Annotated in this window: 17 protein-coding genes; 8 read left to right on the top strand and 9 right to left on the bottom strand. The window is 67.7% G+C overall.

Annotated features, from left to right (window positions below):
• Position 1 precedes the first annotated feature (1 nt).
• The gene (locus OG205_RS24630) at positions 2-1,474 is read right to left on the bottom strand and encodes a CYTH and CHAD domain-containing protein (protein WP_330270449.1); all 1,473 of its coding nucleotides are present in this window, start codon (positions 1,472-1,474) and stop codon (positions 2-4) included.
• Positions 1,475-1,625: 151 nt separating this feature from the next.
• Here OG205_RS24630 and OG205_RS24625 point away from each other — a divergent pair, with 151 nt between their 5' ends.
• Entirely contained in the window at positions 1,626-2,435 is an 810-nt protein-coding gene (locus OG205_RS24625; protein WP_330270448.1) for a hypothetical protein, read from the top strand.
• Positions 2,436-2,474: 39 nt separating this feature from the next.
• Positions 2,475-2,786 carry an ArsR/SmtB family transcription factor gene (locus tag OG205_RS24620; protein ID WP_245822154.1) on the top strand — a complete coding sequence of 104 codons (312 nt, stop codon included), beginning with the start codon at positions 2,475-2,477 and terminating at the stop codon, positions 2,784-2,786.
• On the opposite strand, the gene OG205_RS24615 is transcribed toward OG205_RS24620, so the two are convergent.
• Positions 2,764-4,299 (bottom strand): amidohydrolase, encoded by a 1,536-nt coding sequence (locus OG205_RS24615; RefSeq protein WP_330270447.1) that lies wholly within the window; start codon positions 4,297-4,299, stop codon positions 2,764-2,766. The genes OG205_RS24620 and OG205_RS24615 overlap by 23 nt on opposite strands.
• Positions 4,296-5,546, bottom strand: coding sequence for a lysine N(6)-hydroxylase/L-ornithine N(5)-oxygenase family protein (locus tag OG205_RS24610; RefSeq protein ID WP_330270446.1), 1,251 nt, complete (start codon positions 5,544-5,546; stop codon positions 4,296-4,298). The genes OG205_RS24615 and OG205_RS24610 overlap by 4 nt, the downstream gene beginning before the upstream one ends.
• A 92-nt stretch (positions 5,547-5,638) precedes the next feature.
• Between OG205_RS24610 and OG205_RS24605 the strand changes: the two genes are divergently transcribed.
• Positions 5,639-6,586: a methionyl-tRNA formyltransferase gene (locus OG205_RS24605; RefSeq protein ID WP_330270445.1), complete on the top strand. Its 948-nt coding sequence runs from the start codon at positions 5,639-5,641 to the stop codon at positions 6,584-6,586.
• Between the two features lie 63 nt (positions 6,587-6,649).
• On the top strand, positions 6,650-7,291 hold the full coding sequence (locus tag OG205_RS24600; protein WP_330270444.1) for an HNH endonuclease family protein: 642 nt from the start codon (positions 6,650-6,652) through the stop codon (positions 7,289-7,291).
• Positions 7,292-7,380: 89 nt separating this feature from the next.
• On the opposite strand, the gene OG205_RS24595 is transcribed toward OG205_RS24600, so the two are convergent.
• Positions 7,381-8,031, bottom strand: coding sequence for a hypothetical protein (locus tag OG205_RS24595; RefSeq protein WP_330270443.1), 651 nt, complete (start codon positions 8,029-8,031; stop codon positions 7,381-7,383).
• 315 nt (positions 8,032-8,346) lie between these two features.
• Here OG205_RS24595 and OG205_RS24590 point away from each other — a divergent pair, with 315 nt between their 5' ends.
• Entirely contained in the window at positions 8,347-8,604 is a 258-nt protein-coding gene (locus tag OG205_RS24590) for a hypothetical protein (protein WP_330270442.1), read from the top strand.
• Here the strand turns inward: OG205_RS24590 and OG205_RS24585 are convergent.
• Positions 8,601-8,870 carry a DUF2277 domain-containing protein gene (locus OG205_RS24585; RefSeq protein WP_330270441.1) on the bottom strand — a complete coding sequence of 90 codons (270 nt, stop codon included), beginning with the start codon at positions 8,868-8,870 and terminating at the stop codon, positions 8,601-8,603. The two genes, OG205_RS24590 and OG205_RS24585, sit on opposite strands and share 4 nt — an antisense overlap.
• A 7-nt stretch (positions 8,871-8,877) precedes the next feature.
• Positions 8,878-9,438: a helix-turn-helix domain-containing protein gene (locus OG205_RS24580; RefSeq protein ID WP_319981779.1), complete on the bottom strand. Its 561-nt coding sequence runs from the start codon at positions 9,436-9,438 to the stop codon at positions 8,878-8,880.
• A 50-nt stretch (positions 9,439-9,488) separates the two neighbouring features.
• Between OG205_RS24580 and OG205_RS24575 the strand changes: the two genes are divergently transcribed.
• A complete protein-coding gene (locus OG205_RS24575) occupies positions 9,489-10,304 on the top strand; it encodes an NAD(P)/FAD-dependent oxidoreductase (RefSeq protein WP_330270440.1) in 816 nt (271 codons plus the stop codon).
• Here OG205_RS24575 and OG205_RS24570 read toward each other — a convergent pair.
• On the bottom strand, positions 10,285-11,997 hold the full coding sequence (locus tag OG205_RS24570) for a sensor histidine kinase (protein WP_330270439.1): 1,713 nt from the start codon (positions 11,995-11,997) through the stop codon (positions 10,285-10,287). The genes OG205_RS24575 and OG205_RS24570 overlap by 20 nt on opposite strands.
• Positions 11,994-12,659 (bottom strand): response regulator transcription factor, encoded by a 666-nt coding sequence (locus tag OG205_RS24565; RefSeq protein ID WP_330270438.1) that lies wholly within the window; start codon positions 12,657-12,659, stop codon positions 11,994-11,996. Before OG205_RS24565 ends, OG205_RS24570 begins: the two co-directional genes overlap by 4 nt.
• A gap of 80 nt (positions 12,660-12,739) precedes the next feature.
• Between OG205_RS24565 and OG205_RS24560 the strand changes: the two genes are divergently transcribed.
• Entirely contained in the window at positions 12,740-13,531 is a 792-nt protein-coding gene (locus tag OG205_RS24560) for a DUF3152 domain-containing protein (RefSeq protein WP_330270437.1), read from the top strand.
• On the opposite strand, the gene OG205_RS24555 is transcribed toward OG205_RS24560, so the two are convergent.
• Positions 13,479-13,838 (bottom strand): methyltransferase domain-containing protein, encoded by a 360-nt coding sequence (locus tag OG205_RS24555; RefSeq protein WP_330270436.1) that lies wholly within the window; start codon positions 13,836-13,838, stop codon positions 13,479-13,481. The two genes, OG205_RS24560 and OG205_RS24555, sit on opposite strands and share 53 nt — an antisense overlap.
• An 86-nt stretch (positions 13,839-13,924) precedes the next feature.
• On the opposite strand from OG205_RS24555, the gene OG205_RS24550 reads away from it, so the two are divergent.
• Entirely contained in the window at positions 13,925-14,494 is a 570-nt protein-coding gene (locus OG205_RS24550; protein ID WP_330270435.1) for a TetR/AcrR family transcriptional regulator, read from the top strand.
• Positions 14,495-14,518: the final 24 nt, after the last annotated feature.

The following is a 14,518-nucleotide window of genomic DNA, read 5'->3' as shown; positions in this document are numbered from 1 at the left end:
GCTAGAGGTGTTCCTTGCTCAGCTTGTGCCATAGGGCTGGGAGTGCTGCTTCTGTTTTGTGGGCCAGTTCTACCTCTTGGCCGTAGAGGAGGCCGAAGGTGAAGCCGTTCTCGTCGCCCCTGCCCAGCTCCAGCAGGACTGGGCGTGCCACTACCGAGTCCTGGTGGTCGCCCAGGAGGGTTTGGACGTCTTTTGCGCGCTTGCGCAGGGCCTTGGCGTGTTTGCCCAGTGCTGGTTCGGCTACTTCTGCCGAGTAGCGGAGGCGTTTGGCTGCTTTGCGGGCCTCGTGTAGCGGTTCGTCGCTGTCGTTGACCTTCAGTGCTTCCTCTACGCGGGCGTCCAGGCGGTGGCGGGCCTTTTCCACCAGGCGTGGGAGGACATCCTTTGCCTTGTCTGACGCCCGAGGTGTGAGAGGGGGTGCGGTTAGCAGGGTGTCGATGGTGTTGAGGAGGGTGAAGTAGCGCTCGCTGTTCAGGGCCGCTACGGAGTCCTTGTGCGCCTTGGCTTCCAGTGGGGCGAAGTAACGCGTCATGCGGGCCGCCACGTCGCCCAGGGCCAGTTCTGGCGGGAGGGCGTGGAGGTTGTTCTCGAAGCGCGTGCGGAGTACTTCCAGGTCTCGTGAGGTTCCCAGGACTGAGGCCAGCCACTTGAGTTCGTCTGTCAGGGCGCGGGTTTGGTCCCGGTCGACGATCTTGCCGAACGCTTGTAGTGCTGAGCGCATGCGGCGGGTGGCTACTCGCATCTGGTGGACTGCGTCGTGCTCGTCGCGGCGGACTCGGGGGTCCTGGTTCTGCAGCGCTGCGCGCTGGTCGTAGAGGTAGGCGAGTAGGACGTCGCCTGCTGTGGGCTTTTTGCCGAGGGTGGGGCCCGCGTCTCGTTTTACGCCGATCACCTGGGAGAGCTTGGACTTTGAGGACGACGGGACTATGCCTGCGTTGCCCAGGTGGCGTTCTACCGTGTCCAGGAGTTTGCGGTCGCCGCTTTCGCCCAGCTCTACTTCGATTTCGCGCCATGAGGTGGTTGTCGTTGAGGAGCCCATGGTTTGGGCGGTGACCACGTCGTCGACTACCTCGGCGAGCATTTCGTCGGTGCCGTTGGTCAGTTGCCAGCGGCGGCGGTTGGTGCGGATTTCGGCCACTGGGGTGAGGGTTTGGCCTCGGGTGTGCGCTCGCACCAAGGAGGAGAGGTCCTTCGGGGGCTTCTTCACCGCTTTGCCCAGGGGGACTCGGAGTTCTTGCCTCGAGTCTTCGCCTGCCGGGAGTTTGAGGTGCCAGCCCTCGTCGTTGCCGCCCACGCGCCTGCGCAGGGTCACGCCGGCGCGGGCCAGGCGGTAGTCGTCCGTGTCGAAGTACGTGGCTTCGAGGTCGAACTCCTCCGGGCCGGTGGCCACGCCGGTGATCTCTGTGAGGTCCGGCAGACTCGCGTCCGATGGTGCCTCGTACTTGCGTTCGGTCTCAGTAACGGAGGTCGCCATTTTCTATTAATACCTCGTTTTGTCCGGGTTCACCCAGCGTTGTGACGGTGCGTGAGGGTGGCTGCCACGGCCGGGCGGAACCGCTCCTCTAATGCGTGTATTCGTCGGGTACCCGCTTTTGCGCGTCTCTGCTGTCCGGTTCGCTGGTCGCGTGCCCACGGAGAAGGAACGGCTTGACGTGGTCGAGCCCCAGATCGCCACGTTGATCAGTCATGTCGGTCAGCTGTCCGCGGAGCTGGAGCGCGTCACGGCTCGGTTGACTGTGCTGGAACGGCGGTTGTCCGGCGCCGGCGACGGGCCGCTCGCCGACCTCGACGTGGTGTCCGGCGAGGTCGAGCCGCTGGTCGAGGCGTTGCGCAAGGGGTGGGACGCCGAGCAGGAGATCCTCGCTGATCCGGCGCGGGTCGAGCTCAAGGCCGAGGTTCTGGAGTTCGACGGGCTCAAGGCTCGGCGCGACGAGGCCAGGTCCAAACTGGACGGTGGGCGGGTGCCCCGGTTCGAGCGGGACGCGCTGTCGCACGAGGTTCGCCAGATGGAATGGCTGATCAACGCGAACGAGGCCAGTGCGCAGCGGGCGGCCGAGCGGCTGGAGGCCGACGAGGACGCCGTGGGGGAGGAGTGGCGCACCGAGGCCGTGCTGGCCGGGGGCAAGGCTCGCGGCGAGATCAAGGACGCGGCCGCGCGGCGCATCTCCGAGGCGCTCGGGCAGTACGCGCGCATGCCCGTGTGGTTCCGGGTCGGGCTGGGCGAGATTCCCACGCCGGACCCGTCGTTCTGGCTCGAGTCGGCGATCGCGGTCCTCGCGTACCGGCTGGAGTACGGCGTCACGGACGCGGTCACGCCGCTCGGCCCGCCGCCGTCGGCTGCGTCCGGAAGCGAGAACTGGGTTCGCCGCACGAACGTCTACGCGGACATCATCGACCGGCTCACGACGTTGGCCGCGACCTTCCACCTGCAGTAGCCTGTTCTGCAACCGACGGGTTGCAGAAGGGGTGTGCGAGTGAGTCAGGTCGACGACGTGCTGGCCGCGCTCGCGGATCCGATGCGACGGCGGGTGCTCGACCTCGTGGCGGCCAAGGGGCCCGTCTCGGCGTCGACGCTCGCTGGCGAGCTGCCGGTGAGCCGTCAGGCGATCGTGAAGCACCTGGTCGTGCTGGAGAAGGCCGAGCTGGTGGCGTCCGTGCGCGCCGGCCGGGAGAACAACTTCTCCGTCCGGTCCGGAGCGCTCGACGCCACCGCCACGTGGATGTCCTCGCTCGCCTCCCAGTGGGACCAGCGACTGGCCGCGATCAAGAAGCTCGCTGAAAGCTGAACGAGCCGCCGACCATGGTCGCCAGCACCGGGATCTCCGCGATCGCGTCGCTCGTGCGCGGGTCCTCGCCGAGCACCACGAGGTCCGCGAGCTTGCCCGGCGTGAGGCTGCCGAGCACGTGCTCCTTGCGGCACGCGTAGGCGCTGCCGAGCGTGTACGCGTGGATCGCCTCCTCGACGGTGATCGCCTCGGCCGGGCCGATCGCGCGACCGCTGGATGACTGTCGGCGCACCATGAACTCGATGGCGCGCAACGGTGCTCCGTCCGCGACGGGGCGGTCCGAGCTGCCCGCGACGGTGATGCCGTGGTCCAGGAACGAGCGTCCGCGGTACATCCACGGTGCCCGCGTTTCGCCCATGATCTCGCTGTAGTCATCGCCATACGCGTAGAGGAACGTCGGCTGGACCACGGGGACCATGTCGAGGGTCGCGATTCGATCGAGTTGTTCTGGGCGGACCAGACCGCAGTGTTCGATGCGGTGGCGGGTGTTGGTGCGGGGGCGTTGGCGTTGTGCTTCTTGGACCGCGTCCAACGTGACGTCGATCGCGCGGTCGCCGATCGCGTGGATCGCGAGCTGCCAGCCCGCGTGGTGGCCGTCGATGATCGCCGCCCGCAGGAACTCCTCGGACTCGGCGAGCCGGCCTGCGTTGCCGCTGCCGAGGTACGGCTCGGACAACGCGGCCGTGCGGGCCATCATGCCGCCGTCGGTCCACAGTTTCAGGGCGCCGATCGACAGCATGTCGTTGCCGAAACCGGTGTGCAGGCCCAGGTCGATCGCGCGTGGGATGCCGTCCGACGGGTCGGCGACGACGTCGTGCAGGACGTGGGCGGACACCATGAGCTGTACGCGGATCGGCAGCTGGGCGCGTTGGTACGCGGCCGCTTCGAGCGGGCTGCTGGCGATCAGGCCCGCGCCGATGCCCGCCTCCGCGCACATCGTGACGCCCTCGGACAGCACCTGACGCGCGCTCGTGTGCAGTTCGGCGGTGATCTCGTCGAGTGAGTACGGCAGCCGCAACGTGCGCGCGGCCAGCTGCTCGTTCTCGGTCAGCCAGCCGTCGCTCGTGATCTCCGGAAGTTGCTTGAGCACCAAGGAGTTCACGACGCACGCGTGGCCGGACAGGTCGGCGACGTACGTCGGCCTGTCGCCGCTGACCCGGTCGAGGTCCAGGGCGGTGAGCGGGCGGTCCATGATCCGGCGGTCGTAGCCGGACGCCTCGATCCAGCCCGTGCCGGGTGCGTCGGCGAGGTGGTCGAGGATCTGCGTCACCGCGGTCAGGCCGGTGATGTCGATGGTGCGGCGGCCGTTCCACGCCAGGTGCGTGTGGGCGTCGATGAAACCCGGCAGCACCACGGCGTTGCCGAGGTCGACGGTCTCGGCGGCGGGCAGGTCCTCGACCTGCTCGTCCAGCCCGGCGATGCGGCCCTGCCAGATGCCGATCGTGTACGCGGCGGGGCGTGCCGGGTCCATCGTGATGGCCCGGCAGCCCGTCAGCTTGAGATCGAGTTTCACGCGGTCGCGAGGACCGGCACAGGAGTGTTGGTCAGCACGGACGTCAGGATCTCACCCGAGCGCACCGCGACGTTGGACAGGAGCGACGACGTGATGCCGTGCGAGTGCTCGGTGCCGCCCTGCAGGTAGATGCCGCCCCTGAGCGACGTCTGAAGGCGGTAGTCGCGGCCTACGACCAGACGGCCGGCCTCGTCGCGTGCGCAGGTCTTGTCCAGTGAACCGAGGATCGGCGCGGCCTCGTCGTAGCCGGTCGCGAGCAGCACGAGGTCGGTGTCGACGAACTCCTGCTCACCGGTGACGAGCGACTGGATCACCGCACGCGCGCCGTCCGGCGACTCCTCGACCGCGACGAGCCGGGTCATCTTCATCATCTTCAGGCGCTCGGTGCCCAGCACCTTCTCCTGGTACTCGGTGCGGTAGAGCTGCGCGATGAGGTCTATGTCGACCACGGAGTAGTTGGTGTTCCGGTGATAGGCCATCAACCGCTGCTTCACGGCGTCCGGCGCGTCGTAGTAGTGGTCGACGGCCTCGGGGTCGAAGATCCGGTTCGCGAACGAGCTGTCGTCCGCGGGGCTGTAGCCGTAGCGGGAGAACACCGAGCACACCTCGGCGCCGGGGAACTCGCGGTGCAGGTACGCCACGGCTTCGGCGGCGCTCTGCCCGGCGCCCACGACGACGCAGCGCTTCGGGTCGCTCAGCTCGCCGACGCGGTGCAGGAACTCGCTGTTGTGCCACACGCGATCCGACAGCGTGATGCCCTCGGGCACGGTCGGGCGCAGTCCGGTCGCGAAGACGAGGTTGCGGGCGTGGTACACGTCACCCGTGGCCGTTGTCACCTCGAACAGGTCGTCCTGGATCGCTTCCACGCCAACGGCTTCGGTGCCGTACGCGACCATGTCGTCGACCTGGGCCGCAGCCCACTCGAAGTAGTCGTGGAACTCGACGCGCAGCGGGAACAGGTTCTTGTGGTTGACGAAGTCGATCAGCCTGCCGCGGTCCTGGAGATAGCACAGGAACGAGAAACGGCTGGTCGGGTTCCGCATGGTGACCAGGTCCTTGAGGAACGAGACCTGCATGGTGGCGTCGTCCAGGAGCATGCCCCGATGCCAGCCGAACGCCTGCTGGCGTTCCAGGAACACCGCGGTGACAGGGGTTTCGGCCTGCTCGTTGTGCTCGGTCAGAGCGATGGCGAGCGCCAGGTTCGAGGGACCGAACCCGATACCGACGATGTCGTAGATCGGATGCATGAGCACCGAACTTAGGGCAGCCTAAGCTATCTGTGCAAGCTGTCAGTTAGGTTAGCCTGACCATATCGCGTCCAACTGAAGGAGGACACCCCATGAGGGTCGTCATGTTCGGATTCCAGACCTGGGGTCATCGCACCCTGCGGGCACTTTTGGCGTCCGAGCACGAGGTCGTCCTGGTGGTGACCCACCCCAAGGGTGAGGGCGCGTACGAGAAGGTCTGGAGCGATTCGGTCGAGGACCTGGCTCGCGAGAACGGCGTCGAGGTCCTCGTCCGCGAACGCCCGGAGGACCAGGAGCTGGTCGACGCGCTCAAGGCCGCCGAGCCGGACGTGATCGTCGCCTGCAACTGGCGGACCTGGATCCCGCCGCACGTCTTCGCGCTGCCCAAGCACGGCACGTTGAACGTGCACGACTCGTTGCTGCCGAAGTACGCGGGCTTCTCGCCGTTGATCTGGGCGCTTCTCAACGACGAGAAGGAGGTCGGCGTGACGGCGCACATGATGGACGACACGCTCGACGCCGGTGACATCGTGCTGCAGCGCTCGGTTCCGGTCGGCCCGCGCGACACGACGGCTGTGTTGTTCGAGAAGACGCTGGAGCTCTTCGGCCCGATCACGGTCGACGGCCTCGCCGAGATCGCGTCCGGCCGCACCGAGTTCGTGAAGCAGGACCGTTCGCAGGCCTCGTTCTTCCACAAGCGCGCCGAGGAAGACCTCCGCATCGACTTCACCTGGACCGCCGAGGAGCTGGATCGCCTGGTGCGCGCGCAGTGTGCGCCGTACCCGAGCGCGTACTGCTTCCACCGCGGCCAGCGTCTCGAGATCATCGAGGCGGACGTGTCCGACGAGGTCTACGGCGGAACTCCCGGCCGGATCTTCTACCGCGAGGGCGACGGGGTGACGATCGTCGCCGGCGCCGAGGCAAGGCGCGGCAAGAGCAAGGCGTTGCTGGTCAAGAAGGTTCGTACCGCCGATGGCACCGAGCTCAAGGCGCACGAGTACTTCGAGCACATGGGCGGTTATCTCACCTCTCGCCCGTAGTGCCGACACGCGGATCGCGGGCCGGGTGACCGGTCCGTGATCCGCATGGTCGATCATTGCCGCATGAATCGCGCGGCGGTGACGTCACTGGTGGTCTTCGTACTGCTCGTGGCAGTGGGTTGGTACCTCACGAATCTCCAGTCCTCCCAGGAGAATCCGCCCACCACGCCCGCGCCCGTTCCGACCGGTTCGTCGGACCTCGCCGCACTGAAGATCGCGCCCGAGAGCAAGATGGCCGGCTACAGCCGCGACCGCTTCCCGCACTGGGCCTCGCAGGGGAACTCCTGTGACACCAGGGAGATCGTGCTGCAGAAGCAGGGCACCGACGTCAAGCAGGACAAGGACTGCAAGGCGATCTCCGGCACCTGGAACAGCGCCTACGACGGCGTGGTGATCAAGGAGGCCGGCGAGGTCGACATCGACCACACCGTGCCGCTCGCGGAAGCCTGGCGCTCCGGCGCCGACAAGTGGACCGACGACGAGCGCAAGGCGTTCGCCAACGACCTCGGCGGCATCCAGCTCCTCGCCGTGACCGCGAAGTCCAACCGCTCCAAGGGCGACCAGGACCCGGCGAAGTGGAAGCCGCCGGTCGCGGCGTACGGGTGCACGTACGCGCAGCACTGGATCTCGGTGAAGGTCGCCTACAAGCTGACCGTGGACCAGCCGGAACACGACGCGCTGGCCGTGCTGCTCAAGACCTGTTAGTCAGGCCGGAATGCCACGGTTCCGTGGCTTGCGGCGGTGCCAACGACACGGCCCGCCCCCCAGACGGGCCGCGTCGTCCGCTGTTCCCCCTACCCGACCTGAACGGCCTCGAACAGGCCGGACAGCTTCCAGTGCGTCACGTACCCCATGGCCTCGGCCGCGATCAGCACGTCGAGCTTCCCGAGGTTCGTGCGCGCCGGCATCTGGTACGCCTTGCCGCGCCGCACGTCGAGCACCAGCGGGATGGCGCCGGGCAGCGTGTCCGCGACCGTGTGCTGCAGGATCCGCAGCCCGACGTTCGCCGCCTCCCTGGTCAGCGGCAGCTCCTTGGCGTGCACGAGCACCGCGTAGGTCGTGCCGTCCTTCTTGCGCAGACCCAGGTGCGGCCGCACCTTCAAGGTCAGCTCACCGGCGCGGTAGGTGGCGCCCTCCACCGGCACCCCGGTCGCCTTGAAGGCCGTCAGCCAGGGCAGGAAGCCGTCGGCGATCTCCTCGAACGCCCGCGGCTGGCCCGTGCGGTTGGCGTTCATGATCGCCTTCTTGAGCTCGATCTCCGGCTCCGTCGAGTTGACCGCTCGTCGCATGGCGTCGCGGATCGGGTTGTAGAACCCGCACACCCTGGTATCGGAGGCCAGGTACATCCCCCGCTGTTCCGACACGATGTTGATGCGTCCACGCTGACCGCTCATGACGTACTCGGTGAACGACAGTGCGGTGACGCTGACGTTGTTGTCCGGCAACGTTTTCTCCCCTCGTACCGCGAGCTTCACCTGACGTTATCCGAGGGGTCTGACAAAAACGGCGCTGCTCCGAGCGGCGCAACGGTCACTTTGCGTCGAACAGTCACCCGAGTGGGTGACACGCAGAGTTGCGACCTTGATCGCAATCGGTAAACGGACGGTGACGGACCGGCAACCGATCACGCGGATGACCGTTCGTCTGCCGTTCGCCGACGCTCACCCAACGCTCACCGCATGACCGGCGGAAGTAACCCTCCGTAGAAGATCAACTCAGCAGAATGGGTTCGTCAGGAGGAATCACGGCGAGGGAGCACGATGGCGGTAAAGGCGGAGCGTTCACCCGATAGAGCGGGTGACGTAGAGGTTCCGCAGCCGCGGCTGTCTGCGGGGTGGCTGACCCACCCCGGCACCTGGCCGCACGCGGCTCAGGTGACGGTCATCCTCGTGCTGATCGCTCTTCTGCTGTGGGCCATCGCCGTCACGCTCGGCCCTGACCAGGCCTTCATCGTCGGCTCCGCGGGCGTCGCGGCCAAGCTGATCTGCATGTACCTCGACACCCGCGTCACGCGCTAACTCCCGTATCGCTCCGCTGACCGGGCTTTCGCCTTGGCCGCCTCGACCTCGCGGTCCTTGGGCGGCGCGGTCGTCACCAGCGCGTCGAGCAGTTCCTGAGTCGCCGCCGCCACGGCCGCGACTGCCTTGTCATATGCGGACTGGTTCGCCGCGGACGGTTTGGCCGCACCGCCCACCTTCCGCACGTACTGCAGCGCCGCGGCCTGCACCTCGTCGGACGTGGCGGGCGGTTCGAAGTTGTGGAGCACCCGGATGTTTCGGCACATGACTCCACTATGACCTGTTGGGCGGCGCCGCGCGGGTGTGGATGCGTTCCCCCTGCTTGCCGAACAGGCTGATGATCTCGGCGGGCCGTCCGTCGGCGCTGCTCAGCGCGTGAGGCTGGCGGCAGTCGAACTCGGCCACCTCGCCCGCCCGCAGCACGACCTCCTTGTCGCCGATCCGCAGCCGGACCTGCCCGCTCAGCACGTAGAACCACTCGTAGCCCTCGTGCACACGCGGTTCGTGCAGCTCGGCGTCGGAGAGGATCATCTTCCACGCCTGCAACGGCCCGATCGACCTGGTCAGCGGGATGCCGACCCGACCGTGGTCGAGCTCGCGCGGCTTCATCTGCACGCGCGGGTCACCCACCTCCGGCGCACCTACCAGGTCGTCCAGCGTCACCTGGTAGGTCCGCGACAACGGCAGCAAAAGCTCCAGCGTCGGCTTGCGCTGGTCGGTCTCCAGTCGCGACAGCGTCGACTTCGAGATGCCCGTCATCTCGGACAACGACGCCAGCGTCAGTTCGTGCTCTGCCCGCAGCGCGGCGAGCCGTTGCCCCACGGTTGTTGCCATAACAGCAACTTACTTTGCCAAAACTGGGCTGTCGACCGCACTGTTGAGGCATGACATACGAAGTGGTGATCATTGGTGGGGGAGCGGCCGGATTGAGCGCCGCTCTGATGCTGACCAGGGCGCGCCGTAGCGTGCTCGTGGTCGACGGTGCCGAGCCGCGCAACGCGCCGGCCGCGCACATGCACAACTACCTCTCTCGCGACGGCCTCTCGCCGTTGGACCTGCTCAAGCACGGACGGGCCGAGGTCGAGGGCTACGGCGGAGAGATCGTCAACGACGACGTTCGCGGCGTGACCAGGACCGGCGACGGGTTCGCGGTCGAACTGGCCGGGCGCACGGTGCACGCCCAGCGCCTGCTGTTCGCGACCGGCCTGGTCGACGAGGTGCCGGACAACCTGCGCGAACGCTGGGGCCGCGACGTCTTCGGGTGCCCGTACTGCCACGGCTACGAGGTCCGCGACCAGAAGCTCGCGGTGTTCGGCGAGGAGATGAAGGTGAAGCTGGTCCGGCAGTGGTCGGACGACGTCACCCACGTGCCCACGGTCGACGGCATCGAGGTCGAGGACGACCGGTTGGTCGCGGTGATCTCCGGTTCGGAACGCATCCCGGCCGACGCACTCGTGTACTCCGCACCGGTCAAACCGCGCGACGAGTTCCTGCTCGCGTTGGGTGCCGAAACCGAAGAGACCATGGCAGGCCCGTTCGTGCGCACGGACGCGAAGGGCCGCACGAGCGTGCCCGGCGTCTACGCGGCGGGCAACGTCACGGATCCGACGGCCATCGTGATCGTCGCCGCGGCGCAGGGCGCCCAGGCGGCCGGAATGATCAACATGGACCTGCTGGGCCTCATACCTGCGGCAGGCTGATCCGGAACGTCGAGCCCTCGCCGAGCGTGCTCGTCACCGACACCGTGCCGCCGTGCGCCTCCACCAGGTGCCGCGTGATCGCGAGCCCGAGCCCGCTGCCACCCGTGCGGCGGCTGCGGGACTTGTCCGCGCGCCAGAACCTGTCGAACACGTGCGGCAGGTCGTCCGGCGCGATGCCGGTGCCGGTGTCCGTGACCTCCAGGATCGCCCTGTCCTGCCGCTGGAACAGCTTCACGACCACCTCGCCGCCCGGCGGGGTGTAGCGCACGGCGTTCGCGACGAGGTTGCCGAGCGCCTGTCGCAGCCGCACCGGATCCGCGCTGATGTGCACCGGCGTGGTCTCCGCGCGCAGCAGGATCTCCCGGTTCTGCTGCGCGTTGACGACCTGGTCCACGACGTCGTCGAGCGCGATCGGCTCGGGGTGGAGCCTGAGCGTGCCCGCGTCGGCCTGGGCGAGGTCGTGCAGGTCGTCCACGAGTCGTTGCAGGAGAAGGGATTCTTCCAGCAGCATGGCGATCAGGTGCGGGTCCGGTTCGGCCAGCCCGTCCTGCGTCGCCTCCAGCCAGCCGGTGATGTTGCCCAACGGCGTGCGCAGCTCGTGCGCGACGTCGCTGACCATGGCCTGCCGTTGGCGTTCGGTCTCGGCGAGCTTCTCGGACATGGAGTTGAACGACTTGGCCAGCTCGCCGATCTCGCCCGCGCCGCCGTCCACTCGTGCCGTGCGATCGCCTTCGGCCGTGCGTTTGGTGGCGGCGGTGAGCGCGCGGATCGGCCGCACGAGCTGCGTCGCCGTGAGCCACGACGCGAAGCCGGCGATCGCGAGGATGCCCAGCGCCACCAACGCGATCCGGGTGGTGCCGGTCGTGGACAGGTCGATCGACTGCGGTTCGTTCCCGGTCACCTGCGTGAGGAACAGCTGCACCGGCTCGGCGACGTGCGGCTTCAGCTGCTCACGGCGTGCGGTGTCCATGCAGCTCACGACGTCCGGCGGGGAGTCGCGGACCGTCACGGTCTCCCAGTCGAGCGTCACCTTGCCCGGTGGCTTGTCCACAATGGATGGATCGCCCTCCTGTTCGGCGATGCACTTCGTGAACAGGGTCTGCAGTTCCGCGTAGGCGGCGGTTTCCGTGGCCGTCATCGTGTACAGCCGGTCGCCGACCGTGCAGTCCTCCCACTTCGACAGGTTGCCGGGCTGGTCGTTGGAGAGCCGCGGTCTGCCGTTGGGCGCGTCCACGATGGTGATGTAGCGGTTGCAATCGGTGAGCTGCGCCGCATAGGCGTGCAGGAGCCGGTGCTCCTCGTCGGTCAGCTTGAAAGGCCCGACCGCCCGCGGGTCGATCTTGCCGTTGACGTTCAACGGGTCGACCACCGCTCTCGGGGTGACGGGCAGCTGCGGCGAGCTGTCGGTGCCGGTGTCGACGAGCTTCTTGCCGTTGTGATCGGCCAGTGCGATGCGCCGGTTGTACTTCCGCGCGATCTCGTCGGCCGTGGGCTTCGCGCCCGACCAGTCCTTGTGCGTGGCCGCGTACTGCACCAGCTCGTCGACGATCGCGGCGTCCGTCTCGAGCGCCTCGCCCTGCTCCTGGCGGATCGCGCCTGTCGTCGCCTGCGACGCGAGCCACGCCGTGACGGCGATCGAACAGGCCGCGATCACCAGGGAGAACAGGAAGAACCGGACGAGGAGGCTTTTCATACCAGCTTGTATCCGATGCCGTAGACGGTGAGAAGTCGTTCCGGCCGGCGCGAGTCGTGCTCGATCTTGCGGCGCAGCTTCATCATGTGCACGTCGACCGTGCGCGCGGTGATGAACCCGTCTTCGAGGAGCTGCTCGCGCGTGAACACCCGTTGCGGCTGCGCGGCCATCTTGGCCAGCAACCGGAACTCCGCGGGCGTGAGGCTCACCAACTCGTCCTTGATGCGGACTTCGTGCCGGATCGGGTCGACGGTCAGATCGCCGACCTTGAGCACCGTGGCGCTCGTCTCGCGCGCACGACCTGTGCGCCGCAGGATCGTCCGCACCCGCGCGACCATCTGCCGTGGCCGGAACGGTTTGGTGATGTAGTCGTCCGCGCCCAGATCGAACCCGAGCAGGACGTCGTCCTCAGTGGACCGCGCGGTGAGCAGCACGATCGGCACGTCCGACTCGGCCCGGATCGCGCGCATCACGTCGATGCCGTCGACCAGCGGCATCATCACGTCCAGCACCAGCAGGTCGGGGTTGCGGCGCCGCGTCTCGTCGATCGCCGCCCGCCCGTCGTGCACGACCACCACGGAATGCCCGTCGTGCTCCAGGTACCGGCGGACGAGTTCAGCCTGGTGAACGTTGTCCTCGGCGACGAGAATGTGGGCACACACAGTGCGAAGTATGCAGGCCTTCACGACAGTCAAGCGGGACGTAAACAGGTTCTTCATCAGTTCCGGCGAGCGTTGCCGTCATGAAGGTGCACCTGGCTCTGGCGGCGGTCGCGCTGACCGCGATCCTGCTGACGACGACGCAGCTGGCAGGAGAGACGTCCCCCGCGGCGGCTCCCACCACGCCGTCGACCGTCAAGCCCGTCGAGGTCGCCTCCTCGCCGGCCCCGCCTCCGCCACCACCGCCCCGCGTCTACGCGTCGAGCTCGGACCTGCCGGACGGCCCGGAGTTCCCGGTGTCCGGCGCGGGCACGTTCCACGTCGTTCCGGGAAACGGACCGGTCGTCGGCACGGGCCCGTTGCGGACCTATGCCGTCGAGATCGAGAACGGCATCACGGTCGACGAACAGGCTTTCGCGGCGTTCGTGGACGCCACCCTCGGCGACCCGCGTGGCTGGACGGCCGGCGGTGCGCGTTCGGTGCAGCGCGTTTCCGGCGCGGCCTCGGTGCGCGTCCGGCTGACGTCCCAGCAGACCGCCCGGAACGTCTGCGGCTACGAGATCCCGGTCGACGTCTCGTGCCGCGACGGCAACTTCGTGTTCCTCAGCGCCGCCCGTTGGATCCGTGGCGCCGTCGCGTTCCTGCCGGACCTGAACGCCTACCGCACGTACATGGTCAACCACGAGGTCGGGCACGCGTTCGGGCAGGGCCATCAGCCCTGTGGCGTCGCGGGTGGCCCGGCGCCGGTGATGATGCAGCAGACGTTCAGCGTGTCCAACGACGAGATCGTCCGCATCACCAACGGTGTGTCCCAGGGCGTGTTCATCCCGCAGGACGGGAAGGTGTGCACGCCGAACGGGTGGCCGTATCCGTGAGCTTCGTGGATCTCGTGTTCCTGGCCAGCCGCGCGTCGAACACGAACAACCGCCCGCCCGGCTTGAGCGCGGCCGCCGCGTTCGCGATGGCCGCCATGCGCGCGCTGAAGTCCATCGCGACCACACGTCCTTGTGGCCCAACGGCTTCCACGAGCGCGGGGATCAACGCGCCGGTGCCGCAGCCGATGTCGAGCACGGCATCACCGGGCTTGAGGCCGAGCTTCTCGATCGCGAGCCGGTTGAGCGACCCGGAGAACCGGTCCAGCACGCGGTAGTAGGTGAGCGCGGCGAAGTCCCACAGTTGCATGACGTCCCCCTTCACGTTTTGCAATGCGAACGCATCGTAAAACAGGCCGGCCGTATGATGCAATGCGATCGCATTGGAGTTGATGCATGCCGAAGCAGGTCGACCACGATGAACGCCGGCGCCAGATCGGTGACGCCGTGTGCCGGGTGATCGCCGCACGAGGTCTGGACGCCGTCAGCCTGCGTCACGTGGCCGCGGAGGCCGGCGTGTCCATGGGGCGCGTCCAGCACTACTTCGCGACCAAGGACGAACTGCTGATGTTCGCGTTCGAGCTGATCAGCGGCAGGGTGGCGGCTCGGTTCGGGTCGATCGTGGCCGACGATCCCGCGAAGCACCTGCGGGCGATCCTGCTGGAACTCCTGCCGTTGAACGCCGCGGCCCGTGCGGAGGCGCCGGTGCTCGCCGCGTTCCTCGCGCAGGCCGTGGTCGAACCGCGCCTGGGAGCGCCGTTGCGGCAGGGCAACACCGAGATGGTGGCGTGGCTGGCGGGAATGATCACCGCGGTGCGTCCCGGCGGTGATCCCGAACGCGACGCCATGGCGCTGCTGGCGTTCGTCGACGGGCTGATGCTTCAGGTGCTGATCGGCCAGGTCTCGCAGGAAGCCGCGGTGGACCTGGTGGATCACCAACTCGCGAGTGTGCTCACTTGTGGTTGATGTCCACGTCCATAACCTGACGGC

The sequence above is a fragment of the Lentzea sp. NBC_00516 genome, from assembly GCF_036346835.1.
Classification (GTDB): domain Bacteria; phylum Actinomycetota; class Actinomycetes; order Mycobacteriales; family Pseudonocardiaceae; genus Lentzea; species Lentzea sokolovensis.
The sequence above is the reverse complement of the archived record's forward strand: the minus strand, read 5'-3'. Positions and strand labels throughout refer to the sequence as shown.

Coding starts and splice junctions, on each gene's coding strand:
- OG205_RS24550 (WP_330270435.1), top strand. CDS start 13,925: ATGCCGAAGCAGGTCGACCACGATGAACGCCGGCGCCAGATCGGTGAC.
- OG205_RS24605 (WP_330270445.1), top strand. CDS start 5,639: ATGAGGGTCGTCATGTTCGGATTCCAGACCTGGGGTCATCGCACCCTG.
- OG205_RS24575 (WP_330270440.1), top strand. CDS start 9,489: ATGACATACGAAGTGGTGATCATTGGTGGGGGAGCGGCCGGATTGAGC.
- OG205_RS24555 (WP_330270436.1), bottom strand. CDS start 13,838: ATGCAACTGTGGGACTTCGCCGCGCTCACCTACTACCGCGTGCTGGAC.
- OG205_RS24560 (WP_330270437.1), top strand. CDS start 12,740: ATGAAGGTGCACCTGGCTCTGGCGGCGGTCGCGCTGACCGCGATCCTG.
- OG205_RS24600 (WP_330270444.1), top strand. CDS start 6,650: ATGAATCGCGCGGCGGTGACGTCACTGGTGGTCTTCGTACTGCTCGTG.
- OG205_RS24610 (WP_330270446.1), bottom strand. CDS start 5,546: ATGCATCCGATCTACGACATCGTCGGTATCGGGTTCGGTCCCTCGAAC.
- OG205_RS24580 (WP_319981779.1), bottom strand. CDS start 9,438: ATGGCAACAACCGTGGGGCAACGGCTCGCCGCGCTGCGGGCAGAGCAC.
- OG205_RS24570 (WP_330270439.1), bottom strand. CDS start 11,997: ATGAAAAGCCTCCTCGTCCGGTTCTTCCTGTTCTCCCTGGTGATCGCG.
- OG205_RS24590 (WP_330270442.1), top strand. CDS start 8,347: ATGGCGGTAAAGGCGGAGCGTTCACCCGATAGAGCGGGTGACGTAGAG.
- OG205_RS24630 (WP_330270449.1), bottom strand. CDS start 1,474: ATGGCGACCTCCGTTACTGAGACCGAACGCAAGTACGAGGCACCATCG.
- OG205_RS24585 (WP_330270441.1), bottom strand. CDS start 8,870: ATGTGCCGAAACATCCGGGTGCTCCACAACTTCGAACCGCCCGCCACG.